General features: G+C 69.0%; 1 protein-coding gene. It reads right to left on the bottom strand.

The window, feature by feature from the left end; genetic code table 11:
* On the bottom strand, positions 1-20,186 hold a 20,186-nt coding region (locus ACZYYX_RS20815; protein WP_463816483.1), incomplete at its 3' end, for an amino acid adenylation domain-containing protein.
* Positions 20,187-20,205: the final 19 nt, after the last annotated feature.

The following is a 20,205-nucleotide window of genomic DNA, read 5'->3' as shown; positions in this document are numbered from 1 at the left end:
GCGTAGCGGTTCGACCATGCGTCGAGTTCGGCGTAGGTGACCTCGACACCCTCGAACGACAACGCAACAGCCCACGGTGTCCGAGCAGCCTGGGCAGACACCATCGCGGCCAGATCAGTTTGCGGCACAGTATGTTTCGTGTCGTTACGCTCGACGACGATGCGCGTCCGCTCCTGTGGAGAGAGGATGTCGATATCGCCGACACGGATGCCGGTGTCGCCTGCGACGGCGTCACACACCATCTTCAATCGTCGGCCGAGCGCGACCGCAGACTCCCGGTCGAACAGGTCGGCGCTGTACTCGACCGTCAGCGTCGCGCTGTCATCGGCGTGTTCTATCAGCGCCAGACCGAGATCGAACATCGCGGCACTGATCGCAGGTTCGTGCCAGCGGGCCGGGAGTCCGAAAGCCGTGGTGTCGTCATCAGTCCTGCGGTAATGACCGATGAAGACGTTGAACAGTGGGTTGCGGCCGGGAACGCGGGGTGGGTTCAGGGCTTCGACGATGCGGTCGAACGGCAGATCGGCGTGGGCGAACGCGTCGAGATCGTCGGTGCGGATGCGAGTGAGCAGCTCGGTGAAGGTCGGGTTACCCGAGACCTCGGTGCGCAGCACGACCGTGTTGACGAACAGGCCCACGAGATCGTCGAGTGCGGTGTCGTCGCGACCGGCCACCGGGGTTCCGACGACGATGTCGGTGCCAGCACCCAACCGGCGCAACAGAACCGCCACCGCCGCATGCAACACCATGAGCATGCTCGCGTGATGTGTTGCCGCGAGATCGCGCAGCGCGGCGGCGGTGTCGGCGCCCAACTCCACGGCAATGCTGCCGCCGGTGCCGGAGGGAGTGGCGGGGCGGGCGCGGTCGGTGGGGAGGGGGAGTTCGTCGGGGGCGTCGGCCAGGGTGTCGGTCCAGAACTGCAGATGTTCCTCGGCGGTCTGGTCGAGCAGGTGGTGTTGCCACAGGGCGTAGTCGGCGTACTGGACCGGTAGTGCTTCCCAGGTCGGTGACTGTCCGGAATGGCGTGACGTGTAGGCGTGTTCGAGATCTGTCAGCAGGGGTGCGTCCGACCATTCGTCGGTGGTGATGTGGTGCAGCAGCAGCACCACGGTGGTGGTGCGGTCGGGGTGGCGGATCACCGTGATGCGCAGCGGTGTCTCACTACTGAGGTCGAACCGGTGGGCGGTGAGCCGCTCGATCTGCTCGTCGAGGGGTGTGGCGTCGTCGTCGAGGACCTCGACCGGAGCACCGGTGTCGGGGGCCAGGATGTGTTGGGCGAAGCCGGTGTCGTGTTCGGTGAACACCGTGCGCAGGCTCTCGTGCCGGGCGACCACATCGCCCACCGCGGCGACGAACGCCTCGACATCGAAGTCGGCCCCCACCGTGACAACCAGGGGATAGTTGTAGACCGTGCCGGTCTCGGCGAGCCGGTCGACGATCAGCATGCGTTCCTGGGCCGCCGAGACCGGCACGAGCGCCGGACGGTCCTGGGCGACCAGTTCCGGACGGATGCGCGCCCGGGCGGACGCACCGTCGATCAGGTCGGCCAACCCCGCCACCGTCGGATGGTCGAACACATCCCGCAGCGACAGCTCCACCCCGAACACCGACCGCACCCTGCTGATCAACCGAATACTCGACAACGAATGACCACCGAGTGCAAAGAAATCCGCGTAGACCCCGGCGATCGGAACCCCCAGGATCTCGGCGAAGCAGTCGCACAGGTCGTGCTCGGTTGCCGTATCGGGTGCGCGCCCGGCGTCGACCTCGGGAGCGATGTCGGGCAGCGCCCGCACGTCGAGTTTGCCGTTGTCGGTCAGCGGCAGGATGTCGACCACTCCGATGGCGGCAGGCACCATGTGTTGCGGCAGTATGGTTTTCAGATGGTTCCGTAGTTGCGCGGGAACGTCCGCGGCGCCGGGTGCGACGACGTAGGCGATGAGCCGGTGCGACCCGGACGGGTCCGGGGTGGCGATCACCGCCGCCTGTGCGACGGCCGGGTGATCGTGCAGTGCGGCCTCGATCTCGCCGAGTTCGACACGGTAACCCCGGATCTTCACCTGGTCGTCGGACCTGCCGAGGTAGTCGATGTTTCCGTCCCGTCGACGACGGACGACGTCACCGGTGCGATACATGCGGTCGCCGGACCGGAACGGGTTCGCGACGAATCGCTGGGCCGTCAGGTCCGCCCGACCGCGGTACCCGTGTGCCAACCCTGCTCCCGAGATGTACAGCTCGCCGGCCACCTCGTCGGGCACCGGACGCATCCAGGCGTCGAGGACGTACACCCGGGTGTTCCAGATCGGTGCGCCGATCGTGGGTGTCGCGCTGTCGTCGGTGCCGGCGCCCAGGGTGTTGATCGTGTATTCGGTCGGTCCGTAGAGGTTGTACCCGTACGTGGTGTCGCTGTCGCGCAGTCGATTCCAGATCGTCGCCGATACCGCCTCGCCGCCCAGCAGCACGAGGACCGGTGGGTGCGGCGGATCGAGCAGACCCTGTTCGAAGAGCAGGCCCGCGTAGGTCGGTGTCACGTTGACGACGTCGATCTCGTGGTGCTGGCAGTACGCGACCAGAGCCTCGGCGTCCCGGCGCAACTCCTCGTCGCAGATGTGGACTTCGTGCCCCTCGATCAGCCACAGGAGTTCCTCCCACGACATGTCGAACGAGAACGACACGGTGTGCGCGATGCGCATGCGCCGGCCGCCGGCCCTGGCGATCGCCGGGCCGAAGATCGCATCGCGGTGATTGAGGTGCATGTTGGTCAGGCCACGGTGCGGGGTCGAAACCCCCTTGGGGGTGCCGGTCGAGCCCGAGGTGTAGATCAGGTAGGCCAACCCGTCGAGGGGCGGCGTGTAGCCGTCCCACTCTGCCTGTGCGCGAGCCACTGTCGTGGCGACAGCGGGATCGTCGAGTACCAGGTGTCGGCAGTTTCGCCCCGACAGCGCGCCGATCCGGTCAGCCACCGCGCTGGTGGTGAGCACGCAGGCGGGCCGGGCGTCGTCGAGCATCACCCGCAGCCGGTCATCGGGATAGTCCAATTCCAGTGGCAGGTACGCCGCACCGGCACGCAGGACGGCGAACAGGGCGACCACGGCGTCGATCGACCGAGGAATGGCGAGTGCCACCGTCGCGCCCTCGCCGATGTCGTTCTCACGCAGTGTCCACGCCAGCTGGTCGATCGCAGTTTGGAGGGTGCCGTAGTCGATGCGGCGATTCCCGCACACCAATGCGGTCAGCTCCGGCGACACCTGCGCCCGCTGCGCGAGGAGGTCGGTGACCGGTGCCGGCGGCAGGGGCCGATCTGTCGCGCTGTCAGCTGCCGAGAGCTGTGATCGCTCGTCGGTCAGCAGCAGCGGAACGCTGCCCAGGAGATCGGCTCCCCGCGCCAGTGCGAGGAATTCGAGCACCTGCTGCAACCGGTCGAGCAGTCGTTGGGCGTGATCACGGTCGACGACGTCCGGGCGGTACTCCAGCTTGACCCACAACCGTCTGCCCGGGGACGCAACCCAGGTCAGTGGGTAGTGCGAGGCGTCCACGGAGTCGTGTCCGACGATGCCGTGCTCGGTTTCCAGATCGGTGAAGGTGTCGTCATCGAGGAAGTTCTGCAATACGAACAGGCTGTCGAAAAGCGGTGTTCCCGAGGCGAACCCGTCCGCTGCGGACAGGGCGCGCTGGATGTTGCCCAGGCCGAGGTACTCGTGGTCCATCAGGGCCAGTCGGTCGGACTGCACAGCCTGCACGGCGTCGTCCAGTCGGCGCTCCGGAGACAGCCGCACCCGCGTGGGAACGGTGTTGAGGAACAGGCCGATGACGTCGGCGATCCCGTCGATCTCGGTCGGTCTGCCGGCGACAGTGGACCCGAACACCACGTCCGAGCTCGCTGTTTCGTAGCCGATCACCATCGCCAACGCAGTGCTGATGACCGCATTGAGCGTCACGCCGCATTCGCGTGCCCGGGCCCGCAGTGCACTGGTCTGGTCGGGGGACAGGAGGAATTCCAGCCGCAACGCGAGCGTCGGCTCGGTACCCACCGCGGACGGCACCAGCAACGAGGGGCCGTCCAGACCGGCCAGCGCTTGCACCCATCGACGAGTCGACTCGTCGGTGTCGCGCTCGGCGAGCCACGCCAGGTAGTCCGTGAAGTCGGCGGTGGCGACGGGGAGGTCGGCCGATTCGCCCTGGCGGGCCGCTGAATACGCGCTGAACAGTTCTCTGAGCAGCTGCTCGCGAGACCATCCGTCGAGAAGCAGGAAGTGATAGCTGAAGATCAGCCGGTCGCCACGCGCGGTGCGGACCACCGTGAACCGCGCCAGTGGTGGCGACGACAGGTCGAAGACGCGCTCGCGGTCCGCACGGGTGATGCGGTCCAGTTCCGAGTCGATATCCGCCGAGCTGGCCGCAGCGTCGGCCAGGTCGATCACCTCGACGGCCACCGGCGGATCGACGGCGATCGCGGCGACGGGTTCGGGCACCCCGTCGGCCCAGAATGCCGACCGGAGAACGGGATTGCGCTTCATCACCAGTGCGTAGGCGCTCTGCAGCGCGGCGACATCGACAGGGTCGGCCATGTCGAAGACGTTCTGCACGATGTACACCGCGGCCGGTGAGTACCTCGCCTGGAAGTACACGCCCTGCTGCAGCGGCGACAGCGGCCAGATCGTCTCGACGGGGACGGGCACGGCGGTGAGTACCGCGTCGACCTGATCCTGGTCGAGTGTGACCAGCGGGAGGTCCGACGGCGTCACGGTGCGTTCGGCGCTCCCGGCAGCTTCGCCGAGCTCCTGCAGCACGCTGACCCAGTGGCCGGCGATGTCGGTGGCGTCGCGTTCGGAGAACTCTCCGTCGGCGTAGGTGAACACCGCACGCAACTGCGGGCCCGCCGCTGTGTCGTCGCAGTGGGCGTTGACCTCGAGCAGATACGGCGTGCCGAGGTCGGGGTCGGGATCGGTGCACAGTGTTTCCGGTGCCGGTTGCCAGTCGCCGTCCCCGTGCGACGACCGCCCGAGATAGTTGAACAGCAGCTGGGGCGCCGGTAGCCGGCCCAGCGCGGCGGCGGTCCGCGGGTTGCAGTAGCGCAACAGCCCGAACCCGATGCCGCCGTCGGCGGCCGACCGCACCGCTTCCTTGACATCGCGCAGCGCCGTCACCAGATCGGTCTCGCCGCAGGGCAGTCGGACGGGTGCGATGGCGGTGAACCACCCGATGGTGCGGGACAGGTCGAGGTCCTGCCCCCAGCGGTCACGGCCGTGACGTTCGAGGTCGACGACCAGGGGTGCGTCGGCCACTCGACCGGTGGAACGCCGCCACCGGGTCACCGCGACCGCCAGGGCGGCCACCAGTGTCTCCGTCACGTCGGCGTTGGCCAGCGCGGGGACGGTGGTGAGAAGCGGCGCCGTCTCGGAGACGCCGAGTGTGACCTCGTGGTCGCGCGTCGCGCCCACCGTGAGTCCCACGGTCAGTGCATCGGGGTCGAGTTCCCCGCCGGGAGCCAGCATGGCGGACCAATGCTCGAACTCCGCGAGTCGAGACGCCCGCTGGGCCTCCTCGTTGACTGCGCGCGCATAGGCGCGGTACGTGGTCGGCACCTCGGGCAGCGCGTCGGCGCCGCGCCCGGGCTGGCGGCACGCTTCGGCGAGATCGTCGATCAGGATGTGCCAGGACACCGCGTCGACAGCCAGATGGTGGACCACGAGGACCAGGCGGCCCTGCGCGTCGGAGCCGCGGTCGAACCACACGGCCTGCAGGATCGCCGACGACTCAGGATCCAGGCGGTCAGCCGCGGCATTCGACTCGGCCACGATGGCCTCGGCGAGCTCGTCCTCGGTCAGGTCCGATGCATCGACGCGAGTGACTGGAGCGGCGCCGTCGGCGAGGGTCTCCAACGACCACAGGCTGGGTACCGGGCGCAGCAGGCGCATCCGAAGTGCGTCGTGGCGGGCGACGACCGCGCGCAGGGCGGACTGCAGTACCTCGACGGTGAGGCCCGGCGGTGTCCGCAGTATTTCGCTCTGGTTGAAACGGGTGATGGTGCCGCCGAGTTCGGCCTGACGCATCACGATCGGCGTCAAGGGGACTTCGCCCGCCATCGCGGCCGGATCGACTGTCGCCGCCGGCGGTGCGTCTGGAGCAGCCACTTCGGCCAACGCTGCGGGGGTGCGTGCGGTGAACACCTGCTGGGGGGTGATGCGCATGCCGGCCCGTCGAGCGAGGTTAACGAGCTGGATGGCCACGATGCTGTCGCCGCCCATCGTGAAGAAGTCGTCGTGCACACCGACGGGCACGCGCAGGATCTGACTGCACAGGTCGGCGATCTGAGCCCCGGCTCCGCCCTGCCGCGCCTCGACTGCTCCGGTGGCGTGATGGGGAGCCGGCAATGCGGCGCGATCCAGCTTGCCGTTGACGGTCAAGGGGAGTTCCTCCAATGTGACAAACGTCGCGGGCACCATGTAACCCGGAATGCGTTGTGCCAAAGCAGTTTTGATGTCCGTAATAGCGAGTGGTCGCGAAGTGACGAGGTATCCGACCAGAGTGGTCCGTCCCGAGTCGTCCGTGTGTACCGCGGCGGCGGCGTTACGGACCTCGGGCAGGGTCGCCAGTGCGGCCTCCACCTCCCCGAGCTCGATGCGATAACCGCGGATCTTCACCTGATGGTCCGAGCGCCCGACATAGATCAGCTCGCCGGTGGCAGTCCGCATCGCGGTGTCCCCGCTGCGGTAGAGCCGGCGGCCCCTGACGTCGTGCGGATCGGCGACGAACCGACTGACGGTGAGACCAGGTCTGCCGACGTACCCGCGCGCGAGTTGAGCACCGGAGACGTAGATCTCACCGACGACGCCGACAGGCACGTGCCGTAGCTGCTCGTCGAGCAGGTGCATCGTCAGACCGGGAAGTGCGCCACCTATGACGCCGCGTTCGGCGGCATCCCGCGGTGTCAGACGACGGTGGGAGACGTGCACGCAGGTTTCGGTGATGCCGTACATGTTGACCAGCGCCGGCCCTGCGTCGTCACGGTCGAGCCATCCGCCCAGCCGCGAGGCGTCGAGCGCTTCGCCGCCGAAAATCACGTAACGCAGCGCCAACTCGGGGCGCAGCCGCTTCTCGGCGTCGACGAGTGGATAGAACGCCGACGGCGTCTGGTTCAGCACGGTCACCCGCTCCGCGGACAGCAATCGCAGGAAGCGTTCTGGGTCCCGTGCGTCAGCGCTGCCTACCAGGACCAGTCGGGCACCGTGGCGCAGGGCGCCCCACATCTCCCAGACGGAGAAGTCGAACGCCGCGGAGTGGAACATCGTCCAGACGTCGTCGGCGGTGAAGTCGAAACGCTGTGCTGCACCGGCGAAGAGCGCCGCGACGTTGCGGTGGCTGACCTCGACTCCCTTGGGGACACCCGTGGACCCGGAGGTGTAGATCACGTAGGCGGCATGATCGGCCAGTCCGGGCTCGGGATCTGCGTCCACCGAAGGTGCGTCGTTCTCGGCGTCGGCGAGAACGACGGCAGGAACACCGACGTCGGGTAGTCGATGGTCTCCGACGGTCAGGACGCACACGGGCGCGGAGTCGCTGAGGATGTGACGCAGCCGCGGTTCGGGGGAGTCCGGATCCAGCGGAACGTACGCGGCGCCAGCCTTAGCGACGCCGACCAGCGCGACGATCAGATCACGCGAGCGCGGCAATGCCACGGCCACCCGCGATTCAGGGCGCACGCCCAGCCCCCTGAGGAAGGCCGCGACCCTGCTTGCCCGCGCGTCCAGTTCGGCGTAGGTCAGCGAACCGTCCTCATCGGTCACTGCGACGGCGTCGCTGTGCCGGTCGACCACATCCGAGAAGGTCTGGGCCAGCGTGTGTTCCGGTGCGTGGGTCGGCTCGGAAACAGTCTCGGTGACGGTACCCGGATCCAGCGCGGCGATCGGGGTGTCGGCGTCCTCGGCGCACGCGGCGAGGATCCGCTCGAGGTCATCGGCGTAGCGATCAGCCTGGTCGCGGTCGATCACCGTGGTGTCGTAGGAGATCTCGAAGGTCAGCTGGTCGCCGAGGTAGGCGACGACGGCCACCGGGTAGTGCGGGGCGTCGGCGCCGACGAAGCCGTCGAACGACAAGGCATCGGGGCCTGCCGACGATGCTGTGGCAGGGAAGTTCTCGACCACGACGAGGGTGTCGAACAGCTCCCGGGCACCTGCAATTCTCGCCAGCTCGGTCAGCCCGAGATGGTGGGCGTCCAGCACGCCGCTCTGCCGGTCCTGCAGGTCGGTCAGCGCAGCACCGACCGTGGTGTCGTGCTGCCACGACATCACGACGGGAATGGTGTTGATCAGCAACCCGACCACGGACTCGACGCCCGGCAGATCACCGTCGCGACCCGAGACCGTGGATCCGAACACCACGTCGCGGCGATCGAGCAAGCGGCCCAACAGGATTCCCCAGGCGCCGTGCACGATCGCCGACATCGTGACGCCGCGGTCGCGGCCGAGGTGGGTGAGCGCGGCCGTGAGCTCGCCCGACAGATGCCGGGTGATGCTGCGGTGTTCGCCGCTCGCTGCTGCGCTCCGGTCGCCCAGCAGATGCGTGGGTGTCGCGTCGGCCAGCGTCTCGCTCCACACCGCGACGGCTGCGTCGTGGTCGCGAGCGAGCACCGATTCGATGTGGTCGCGCAGCGTCACCGGCACCGCCTCGAAGTCTGCCCGCTGCTCGACCACCGCGTTGTGCGCGGCCACGATGTCGCCGAATATCACCGGGTAGGACCACCCGTCGGCGATGATGTGGTGCATCGTCTGGATCAACCGGTGATCGTCGTCGGCCAGGGACACCAGGGTGTACCGCAGCAGCGGCGGCTGGGCCAAGTCGAAGGGGCGGTCCAGTTCCCGGCGGGCGATCTCGTCGAGATCTCCTGTCCTGGTCTGGATCTCGACCTCGACGTCGGACCAGATCACCTGTGCGAGACGGCCGTCCTCCAGCTCGGTGAAGCTGGCCCGCAACGCCTGGTGTCGGTCGACGACGCTCCGCACGGCCCGCCTCAGCGCGGCGGGATCGAGGGGCCCTGACAGCGTCGCGATCTGCTGGATGCGGTACGTGTCCACGGTGTCGGAAGAGGTTTCGGAGCCGCCGCCGAACACAGCGTGGAAGTACATGCCCTGCTGGAGCGGAAGAAGTGGCAGAACGTCCTGTACAGCGCCGCTCCGCTCCAGGGTGTCGACGTCGCTCTGGCTGAGCGCCACCAGTGGGAAGTCCGACGGGGTGCGGCCGGTGAGCGCCGAGCAGCGGGCGACGGCGTCCAGAGCGGCCCGCCACAGCTCGGCCAGCTCGCTGACGGCCTGCGCATCGAGTAGCTGCTCGGGGGAGGCCAGGGTGATGCCGAGCGATGGACCGTCGCTCGAATCCTCGGCGAGCACGGTGATCTCGAGGGTGACCGCAGGGTTCGTGGGGTCGACACCTTCGCGCAGGGCGCCGATGGCGGGCGCAGGGTCCCAGTCCCGGCCAGTGCCCCCGGCGAAGCGGCCGAGATAGTTGAACAGGATCTGCGGGGTCGGTGCGGTGAGCTCGGTGTCCGCATCCAGGTGGCGGAGCACGCCGTAGCCGATGCCGCGATCAGGGACGGTTCTGCGCTGTTCCTTGACGGCTTTCACCGCGGCGGCCAGGCGGTCGCCGGCGGCCAGCACGTCGGCCCACGCGAGATCGCCGGGATCCAGGCGCACCGGATAGATGGAGGTGAACCAACCGATGGTGCGGGACAGATCCAGGGGGACGCCGACGGCGTCGGCTTCGCGGCCGTGTCCTTCGACGTTGATCACGGCGGCCGAGCCGGCAGCGCGACCGCGGGTGCGGCGCCACTGGTGCAGCGCCATCGCCAGAGTTGCGAGCAGTACGTCGTCGACAGCGCCGTGGAAGGCTGCCGGGACTGCCGACAGCACTGCGGCACTCGTGCTCTCCGACAAGGAGTACGACTGTGTTGCCACGGTGTGCGCGAGGTCGACAGTCGGATCCAGTGGCCGCGAGCCCAGATCGGGGTCAGGGGTGGCGAGGACCTCGGCCCAGTACCCCGTCTGATCCGTGAAGGAGGCGGAGGTGCACAGCGCGTCGGCCCAGGTCCGGAACGGGGTCGGCTCGGCCTCGATGTGAATCGCCCCGCCGGACTGTGCCTGTGCCCATGCTTGGCGCAGATCGTCGGCCAGCACCCGCCACGACACGCCGTCGATGACGAGGTGGTGGATGACGAGCAGGAGCTGCCCGGGGTCAGACCCGGGGGCAGACCCGTCGTGCCAGACGGCCTGCACCATCACGCCGTCAGGGGGGGACAGCCGGGCTGCCGCGTCGGCGGTCACGGCGGCGATGGTGTTCTCGTCGAGTGCGGTGAAGGCGCGGCTGAGAATCGAGGCCGTGTCGGGCCCGCGCTCGGGAACGGTCAACTGCCAGCCGTCGGTGTGGTCCCGGAGTCGGGCCCGCAGCATGCCGTGCGCGTCGAGCAGGGCCGCGAGCATCTCGCGCAGGTGCGTCTCGGTCAGCGCGGGTGGAGTCGCCAGCACCATCGCCTGATAGAAGTTCGCCAACGGCGTTAGCGCCGAGGCGGTTTCGGCCAGCATCGGGGTCTGCGCGACATCACCGGTAACGACGACCGGGGTGGTGTCGACGGGACGTGCCGTGGCCTCGATGACCGCGGCGAGTGCGGCTACGGTGCGGCGCCGGAACACGTCGCGCGGAGTGACGTGCAGTCCCGCCGAGCGGGCCCGTCCGCACAGGGCGATCGAGGAGATGCTGTCGCCGCCCAGGGCGAAGAAATCGTCATCGGGGCCCACGGCGTCGAGATCCAGCACCGCCGCGACGATCTCGAGCAGCAACGCTTCACGCTCCGTGCGAGGCTCCCGGCTCTGAGTCCGGGTCGGAGCGACGGGCTCTGGCAGGGCAGAGGTGTCCAGTTTGCCGTTGACCGTCAGCGGCAGTGTGTCGACCACTCCGTAGCGGGTCGGCACCATGTAGGCGGGCAACACCGACGAGAGGTGTGCATGTAGTCGGCCCGCGAGTTCGACTGCGTCGATCGACGTGAGCGACGGAACGACATATGCGGCAAGTGTTTTCACCGGCGGGTCACCGGCTCGGGTGCGCACCACCACCGCGCAGCGGGCCACCTCGGGTGCGGCGGACAGCACGGTCTCGATCTCACCCAGTTCGATGCGATACCCGCGGATCTTCACCTGATCGTCGGCGCGGCCGAGATAGTCGAGCAGTCCGTCCTCGGGCCGATGCCGGACGAGGTCGCCGGTGCGGTACATCCGTCCGCCGGGAACGAACGGGTCGGCCAGCATCGAGGCCGCGGTGAGCGCAGGCCGGCGGTGATAGCCACGCGCCAACCCCGCGCCGGCGATGTAGAGCTCGCCGACGGTGCCGTCGGGCACCGGCCGTAGCGCACGGTCCAGCACGTAGGCGCGGGTGTTCCAGATCGGCCGACCCACGGTGGGTGTCACGCTCTCGTCGGTTCCGCCGCCGAGGGTGTTGATGGTGTATTCGGTGGGGCCGTAGAGGTTGTAGCCCGCGGTTCCCGGATGCTCACGAAGCACCGACCAGACGTGCTCGCTGACCGCCTCGCCGCCCAGCAGCACCAGCGCCGGGGTGTGGGTGTCGAGCAGCCCGGCGTCGAGTAGGTGGTGGGCATAGGTGGGGGTCACGTTGACGACGTCGATGGCGTGCTCGCGGCAGTAGTCGACCAGCGCAGGCGCGTCGCGCCGCAGATCTTCGTCGCAGATGTGCACGCGGTGTCCGTCGACGAGCCAGAACAGCTCCTCCCACGACATGTCGAAGGAGAACGAGACGGTGTGGGCGATGTCGAGCCGACTCCGACCGGCGCGGCGCACGGTCGGTGCGAAGATCGCGTCGCGATGGTTGAAGTACATGTTCGTCAACCCGGCGTACCCCGTGATGACGCCCTTGGGCGTGCCGGTGGAACCCGACGTGTAGATCAGGTAGGCCGGATGCTGCAGACGGTGCGCGCCGGTGGCGAAGTCGCCCAGTTCGGCGGCCGCGAGCGGATCCGATGATGTGGCCGTGAGGATGTCGCGCGTTGCATCGTCGTCGAGCACGACGACCTCAGCGCCGTGCTCGCGGCCGCACTCGGCGAGCTCGCGCTGGGCAGAGGTGGTGAGCAGCAGCGTGGGTCGGGCGTCGGCGACGACGGTGCGCAGCCGGCCAAGCGGCAGGTCGAGTTCCAGCGGCAGGTACGCCGCACCGGCCCGCAGCACGGCGAACAGCGCGACCACCATGTCCAGGGAACGGGGCAGGGCCAGCGCGACGAACGTCTCCGGGGCGGCACCGCGCTCGCGCAGGAAACGCGCCAGCTGGTTCACCCTCCGGTCGACGTCGCGGTAGGTCAGGTGCGCATCACCGAAGACGAGTGCGACGTCGTCTGGGCGCCGACGGGCCTGGTGCGCCAGTAGCTCGGCGATCGTGACCGGCTCGACAGGATTCGCGCCTCGATGGCCCTGTGGCGCCGCCGCGATCGGCACCTGACCCAGCGCGGTGGTGGGTGACTCGGCAAGTGTCTGCAGTACAGCCAGAAGGCGGTCGACCATCTCCTGGGCGCGCTGGTCGTCGACCACCCGGTATTCGAGTTTCACGGTCAGACGCCGACCCGGCGTCAGCACCCACGTCAGCGGGAAGTGGGTGGTGTCGTGGTAGTCGACGTCGACGATGCCGTGTGCGGCATCCAGATCGACGAAGGTGCCCTCGCCGAGGAAGTTCTGCAGCACGACAAGGGAATCGAACAGCGCTGCACCGGAATCACCTGCCGCTCGCTGGATCTGACCCAGACCCAGGTGGTCATGGGCCATCATGGTCAGCCGCTGCTCGGCGATCGCGCCGATCACGTCGGCCAGGGTCTTCGCGGGGGACAGGTCGACTCTGACCGGCACCGTGTTGAGGAACAACCCGATCGTCTCGTCGATACCGGCGAGTTCGCCGGGTCGTCCGGCCACGGTGGTGCCGACGACGGTGTCAGTGGTGCCTGCGTGATACCCGGTCACCACGGCGACCGCGGCGGTCACAACGGCGTTGGGAGTGACTCCGAGAGCTGCCGCCGTGTCGGCCAATCCGGTCGTGACCCGCTCGTCGGCCGTGACGACGATGCGGCCCGGTTCGATGTCGGCGGGAGCTTCGGTGGGTCGGTGTCCGCTGGCCGACGTGGGTCCGTCGAGCCCCGAGAGCAGGTCGGCCCATGCGGTGAGCGCGCCGGTTTCACCGGTGCGTTCGAGCCAGCGTAGGTAGTCGGTGACCACACCCGGACGTGGCTCCAGGGCCCCCTGTTGTCCGTGAGAGTCATACAGCGCGAACAGCTCTCGCAGCACCAGTTCTCGGGACCAACCGTCGAACAGGAGGAAGTGGTAGGTCAGCAGTAGCCGGTCGTCGCCCCCGGGCAGGCGGACCACGGTGAGCCGCAGCAGCGGTGGGGCGCTGAGATCGAACGGCGTTGTCCTGTCTGCATCGATGACGGACTGCAGGGCGACGGCAGCGTCGGACGCGTCGCGGTCGGCCAGGTCCACCACGTTGATCGGCGAGGGGGGTTGGCTCAGCACGACCTGGACCACCGCGCTGGCATCGGCCGCGGGGCGGCCTTCGACGTGCTCGACGGTGCGAAACCCGGCCCGTAGCTGGGGATGTCGGGCGAGCAGCGCGGTGAACGCGGCCTGCATCGCCTCGACATCGATGCGGCGGTCGACGGTGAACACGTTCTGCGCGATGTAGGTGGAGGTGAGGTCGTCGCCGAGCGTGCACTGGTAGTAGACACCGTGTTGCAGTGGTGAGAGCCCCCAGATGTCGTCGAGTGCCTCTGCCGCGGTCAGCTGTTGCAGGGTCGCTAGCGACAGGCGGACCGTTGCGAACGGTGGCGAGGAGTCCGTGTGTGTCGTCCCCTCGGCGGCCAGCGCGGCAATGCCGATGGCGGTGCGTCCCCGGAATACGTCCTCCGCGGTGACCGAAACGCCCTGGCGGGCAAGCCTGCTCGTCAGTCGGATCGCGGCGATGCTGTCGCCGCCTGCGGCGAAGAAGTCCGTGTCCGCCCCGAGCTCGGATGCGTCGGAGCCGAGGACACCGGCGATCGTCTCGACGATCACCTGTTGCCGCGCATCGGCGGCGACTGCTCGCGCGGCCGTCGACTGTGGTCGGGCCACCTCGCGAAGGGCCGCGTGGTCGCGTTTTCCGTTGGGCAGCAACGGGATGGCGGAAACGGCGGTGATAGTCGCGGGGACCAGATGAGCGGGGAGCTCACCGCGCAATGCTGCCTGCAGGTGTTCGGTATCCGGCGGCTCCGGCGTGAGGACGACCACTGCGGCCAGAATGGCACCGACACCGACGACGGCCGCATCGACCACGCCCTGCTGGCGCAGCAGCGCCGTCTCGATCTCGCCGGGCTCGACGCGGTGGCCGTTGATGCTGAGCTGATCGTCCGAGCGTCCCGCGAAGACCACGGTGCCGTCGGGCTGCCAGGCGCCCAGGTCGCCGGTGCGGTACACCCTCTGCCCGCCCGGCGCGGCGACGAACCGGGTTGCTGTCTGCGCCGGCCGATCCAGGTAGCCGCGCGCCAGTTGTGTTCCGCCTACGTAAATCTCGCCGATCACACCGCCGGGTAGCTCGCCCAGGTGCCGATCGAGGATGCGGACGAGCGCACCGGGTACCGGCGCTCCGAGGGTGACCGTGTCGGCGAGCTGCTCCCCGGCCAGAACGTCACCGGTCACCTCGGACGATCCGTAGGAGTTCACGACGGTCGCACCGGTACCGCGCAACGACGAGAGATCGGCGGCGGTGAGTGGCTCGCCGCTGACGATCCACCGGCGCACCGCGGCGACGTCGTCGCGGTGATCGTCGGCCAGGGCCGCCGCCAGCGACGGAACGGCGAGCATCTGGTGGACGTCGTGGTCGGCGATCAACCCGGCCAGAGCGCGCCCGTCACGAGCGGCGTGGTCGTCGGCGAGCACGGTGCACGCACCGGCCGCCAACCCTGCGAGCAGTTCGGTGGTGCCGTCGATGAACGACAGTGAACTCTTGGCCAGCCGACGCTCTGCCGGCCAGGCGCTCATCGCCCACCGCAGGCGGTTCGCCAGCGCCCCATGGGTACCGACGACCGCCTTGGGCTCCCCGGTCGAACCAGAGGTGTACAGCACGGAGACCGCGTCGTGCGGACCGACCGGGGCGGGACTGACGTCGTGGTCCGACCGGTGGTCCGTCTCACCGACGGCGGCGACGTCGATCAGTGCGGTGGCCTGGGGCAGCGCGGGGTGGATGACGCCGCGACCGGCGGCGTCGACGAGCGCGGCGCGCGGGCGGGCGTGACCGATCATGAAAGCGATTCGCGCCGCGGGGTATCCGAGGTCGACGGGGAGGTAGGCCGCACCCGTCAACGTGATCGCCCACAGGCCTGCGACCAGGTCGGTGGACCGCGACATCGCCAGGGCCACCACGTCACCACGCCCCACGCCCGCCTCGAGCAAATGTGCGGCGATGGCGGCGGCACGGGAGCGCAGGGCGCCGAACGTCACAGCACCGTCGGCGGTCAGCAGCGCGACCTCGTGCCGACGCGTGCGTGCGGCGGCGTCCAGGAGCTCGGTGGGGGTGCCTGCGGCCTGCTCGGGTGACGAATCAGTTGCCGGGGCGATCGGGACACGGGCGCAGGGCACGTCAGGGTCGGCCGCCATGGCCGTCAGCACCTCGGCGAACACGGTCGCGACAGTGTCGGCGAAGTCGTCGGAGATGTCGCTGCGCGAGTTGGTGACGGTCATCGACAGCGCATCGCGCACGGTGATCATGACTGTCAGCGCGTAGTGGGGTGCTTCGATGACCCTGATCTCGCCGAAGCTCAGGTCACCACGGGAAAGGTCGGCGGAGCCGAGGTTCTCGATGACGACGAGCGAGTCGAAGAGTTCGTCGACGCCGGCGATGCGATGAGCCTCCGGCAGAGTGAGGTGATGGTGACCGAGCAGTGCCGCCTCCTGCTGGCCGAGGCGGGCGGCGACCGTACCGGCGGACTCCTCAGGTGCCCACGGGACGCGAACGGCGATGGTGTTCACCAGCAGCCCCACCATCTGCTCGATGCGGGGCAGATCTGCGTCGCGGCCGGACACCACCGAGCCGAACGTCACATCGGTGCGACCCGTCAGACGCCCGATGGTCAACGCCCACGCGGTGTGCAGGAACGTGCTGACGGTCACGCCGGCTGCGGAGGCGGCGGACGCGACGGTGTCGCGATCTCCCAGGCCACGCTCGCGCCGGCCGAATCCCATGGCGTCGTCGCCGGCCGTGCCATCAGCTGCCGCGACCCGGGTCGGCGCGTCGATGCCGGCCAGCACGGGCGCCCACGCGGCGTGATCGGCGACGGTGTCACGCTGAGCCAGCCACGTCGTGAAGTCCCTGAAAGATACTGCAGCAGTGGTGAACTCGGTGTCTTGGTAGGCAATGAGCAGGTCCCGTAGCACCAACGGCACCGACCACCCGTCGGCCACCAGATGGTGCACTGTCTGCACCATCGTCGTCCGCACGTCGTCGCGGCGCACGAGGGTGTACCGCGTCAGTGGCGGGCGGGTCAGGTCGAAGCCGCGGCGTCTGTCCGCGGCCGCGCACCGTTCGACCACGGCGTCGGCGTCTGCGCCGCGGGCGTCCACGACGCTGAAATCCGGTGCCGGAGTGTGGGCGTGCACGGCGACCGGCGTGCCGTCGGCGAGGGTGACGAACGCCGCGGACAGCGCGAGGTGGCGCGCAGCGACGACGTCGGTTGCCCGCTGGAAGCGTTCGACATCCAGTGGCCCGTGAATGTCGACGATCTGCTGCACGAGATACGGATCGGCGTGCCGGCTGAATGTCGAATGGAAATAGATGCCCTGCTGGACAGGCGTCAGCGGCAACACGTCGCGCAGCCCGGGATATCGCTGCTCCAAGTCGACGACGTCGGGATCGCTCAGTGCCACGCCGCCGAAATCCGACACGCTGTGACCGCGGACGTCGTCGCTGTCGGCGATTTGCTCCAGCAGCGTGATCCACCGCGTGGCCAGAGCATTCACCTCGGCGATGTCGAGCACGTGACCCGGCCAGCTGAAGGTGGCACGCAGCACCGGCCCGTCACCGGTGTCGGCGGCTTCGGCGTTGATTTCCAGTAGGCGCGGAAGCGGCATCGCGGGGTCGCGACCCTCCAGCACCCCGTGTTCGTCGAACGTCCACGGCCCGTCGGTGGCATCGAAGCGGCCGAGGTAGTTGAACAGAACCTGCGGTGTGGCCGCGAGCTCGGCCACGCCCCCAAGATGGCGCAGCACGCCGTAGCTCAGGCCGTGCGAGGGGACGGCACGCAGCTGGTCCTTGATCGAGCGCACCACCGCACCCAGGGCCGGGCCCCCGGCCAGCGCGGCGCGCCAGTCGGCACCGCCGTCGCCCAGCCGGACCGGATACAGCGTGGTGAACCAGCCGACGGTGTCGGACAGGTCGACATCACGGACCCGGCCGGCCTCGCGGCCGTGGCCTTCCATCTCGATCGTGACCGTGTCGGTGTCGTCGATCCCGCGGTCGGTGAGCCACTCGCGCAGCGCGAGGAACAGGGCGGCCACCAGTGCGTCGTTGACGTGGCCGTGGATCCGCTCGGGCACTGAGGAGAGCACCGCGTCGGTAGCTGCGGGGGACAGCGTGACGGTCAGGCTTTCTTCGGTGGCGACGGTGTCGCGCCGAGGGTCCAGAGGCAAGACCGTCCAGCACTTTTCGTCAGCCGCATCGCCGGCGACGGTGTCGAGCCAGTAGTCGCGGTCGGCGTCGAACACACCGTGGGCGGTGGCCTCGGCGAGGTGTGTCGCCCAGGCGCGGAACGCGGTGCGGGTCGGTGGGAGTTCGAGCTCGGCGCCCGCGGCGAGCTGCCGGTGGCCGGCGGCGAAGTCATCGGCCAGGATGCGCAGCGAGATGCCGTCGACCACGACGTGGTGAGCGACGATGACGAGCCGGCCACTGGCGGTGCCGCCGGTCAGCCAACCGACCGCCACCATGATCCCGGCTGCCGGATCGAGAAGCTCGACCAGACGGTCGCGCATCGCCGGAACACCCTCTGCCAGAGGTGCGGTGAGGAGCGGGGTGCGCGGTGCGGTCGCGGGTATCTGGAGGCGGGCGGCCGCCCCGGGTGTCGACGCCCACAGCACCGGATGTCGGGCGAACACCGCGTCGACGAGCCGGCGGACGACGGCCTCGTCGAGATCGGGCGGGGTGATCAACGACATGCCTTGATAGAAGCCACGCATCGCCGTCGCGCCGGTTCCGCCGGTGTCGGCTACCTCGTCGAGCCAGTGCAGGATCGGCGTCGCGGGCAGGGGCCCGGTGGGGTCGATCGGCTCGACGTCGGCGGGCACCGGTGCTGCGTCGACGAGAAGCGGTGCGAGTGCGGCGACGGTGCGGTGGGTGAACAGGTCGCGGGGCCGCAGCGAGAAGCCATGCGCCCGGAGGCGGCCGACCACGCGGATCGCGACGATGCTGTCGCCGCCCAGTCCGAAGAAGTCGTCGTCGACGCCGATCTCGTCGAGGTCGAGAGCATCCGCGAAGGCCCGGCAGAGAACCTCTTCGCGGGGAGTGCGGGGTGCGCGCCGGCGGTGGTCCTCACGCACCGGCGGTGCGGGCAGCGCTGCGCGGTCGGTCTTTCCGTTGGCAGTCAGGGGGATCGCGTCGAGGGCGACGAAGTCGGTGGGCACCATGTACTCGGGCAGCCGGGACAGGCACCACCGGGACACCTCGCCGTGGAGGGCGGCATCGTGGACGGCGCCCGGTTCGGTGACCAGATAGCCGATGAGGCGGTCTGCGGCGCCCTGCCGGTGCACCGCCACCACGGCCCGCCGCACCGCGGGATGCTCGGCGAGGTGGGTTTCGATCTCTTCGAGTTCGATGCGACGACCCCGGATCTTGACCTGGTTGTCGGCGCGGCCGAGGAACTCCAGGGTGCCGTCGTCGGTCCAGCGGGCCAGGTCGCCGGTGCGATACATGCGTGCCCCGGTGGTGTCGAACGGGTTCGCGATGAATCGGGAAGCGGTCAGCGACGGGGCGTTGACGTATCCGCGGCCCAGCAGGAAGCCGGCGGCGTAGAGCTCGCCGCCGACTCCCGGCGGAACCGGTTGCAGCGCGTCGTCGAGGACGTAGAGCTGGGTGTGCGGGTTGGGTCTGCCGATAGAGGTCGCGATCCGTTCGGCGGTGTCCCGGTAGATCACATGCGAGACGCCGATGGTCGCCTCGGCCGGGCCGTACCCGTGGTAGAGCGTGGTGTCGAGCTGGCGCCGGAACCGGGCGAACAGGCCCGGAGTGAGGACCTCGCCGCCACACCACACGTGGCGCAGTGACGTCAGCGCCCCGGGCGCGCCGTCGGCGCTGTTGAGTCGGTCGAGTTCGAGCAGGGTGTCCAGCATCGAGGACACCAGGTAGACGAACGTCACCCGCTCGGTGGCGATCAGCTCGAGCAGATACTCCGGATCCTTCTCGGCGTCCGGGGCGGCGATCACCACGCGACCGCCGCTGATCAGAGGCAGCAGGATCTCGTTGACCGAGATGTCAAAGGACAGAGGTGCTTTGAACAGCGCGGCGTCATCGTGGCCGAATCCGAGGATGTGGTCACGCTGCCAGAGCAGGCGTTCGGCGATGGCCTCGTGGCGGATCATCGCCCCTTTGGGCTTGCCCGTCGACCCGGAGGTGAAGATCACGTAGGCGAGCCCGCCGGGCAGGATCGGCACGTCCGGGGGTGTCGTGGACTGGTCGTCGAGCCGCCGGTCGTGGAGGTCGAGCGTGACGGTGTCGACACCCCAGTCGCTGTGATCGGACGGGGTGATGACCGCGCATCGAACGCCGGCGTCGGCGAGCACCTGGCGGCGGCGCTGCGCCGGCCAGGTGGGGTCGACGGGAACGAAGGCCGCGCCTGCGATCATGGCGGCCAGCACGCAGACGACCATCTCGGCAGACCGCGGCAGACCGACGGCGACAACGTCTTCGGAGGTCACCCCGTGATCGAGCAGTGTGTGCGCCAGCGCGACGGTGCGCGCTTCGAGTTCGCGGTAGGTCAGCTGCCGGGTTCCGTCGACGACGGCCACCCTGTCCGGGGTCTGCGCCCACTGCGCGGTGATCAACGCGGGCACCGTCACACGCTGCTCCGGTGTCGTGTGGTTGTTCCACTGGTCGAGCAGATCGACGACGTCCAGCGACTCGGCGGTCACGAGGGCAACCTCTTCTTCG

Source organism: Mycobacterium sp. IDUB_1, assembly GCF_055419625.1.
Note: the sequence above shows the minus strand (reverse complement) of the source record. Positions and strands in the feature narration are given on the sequence as shown.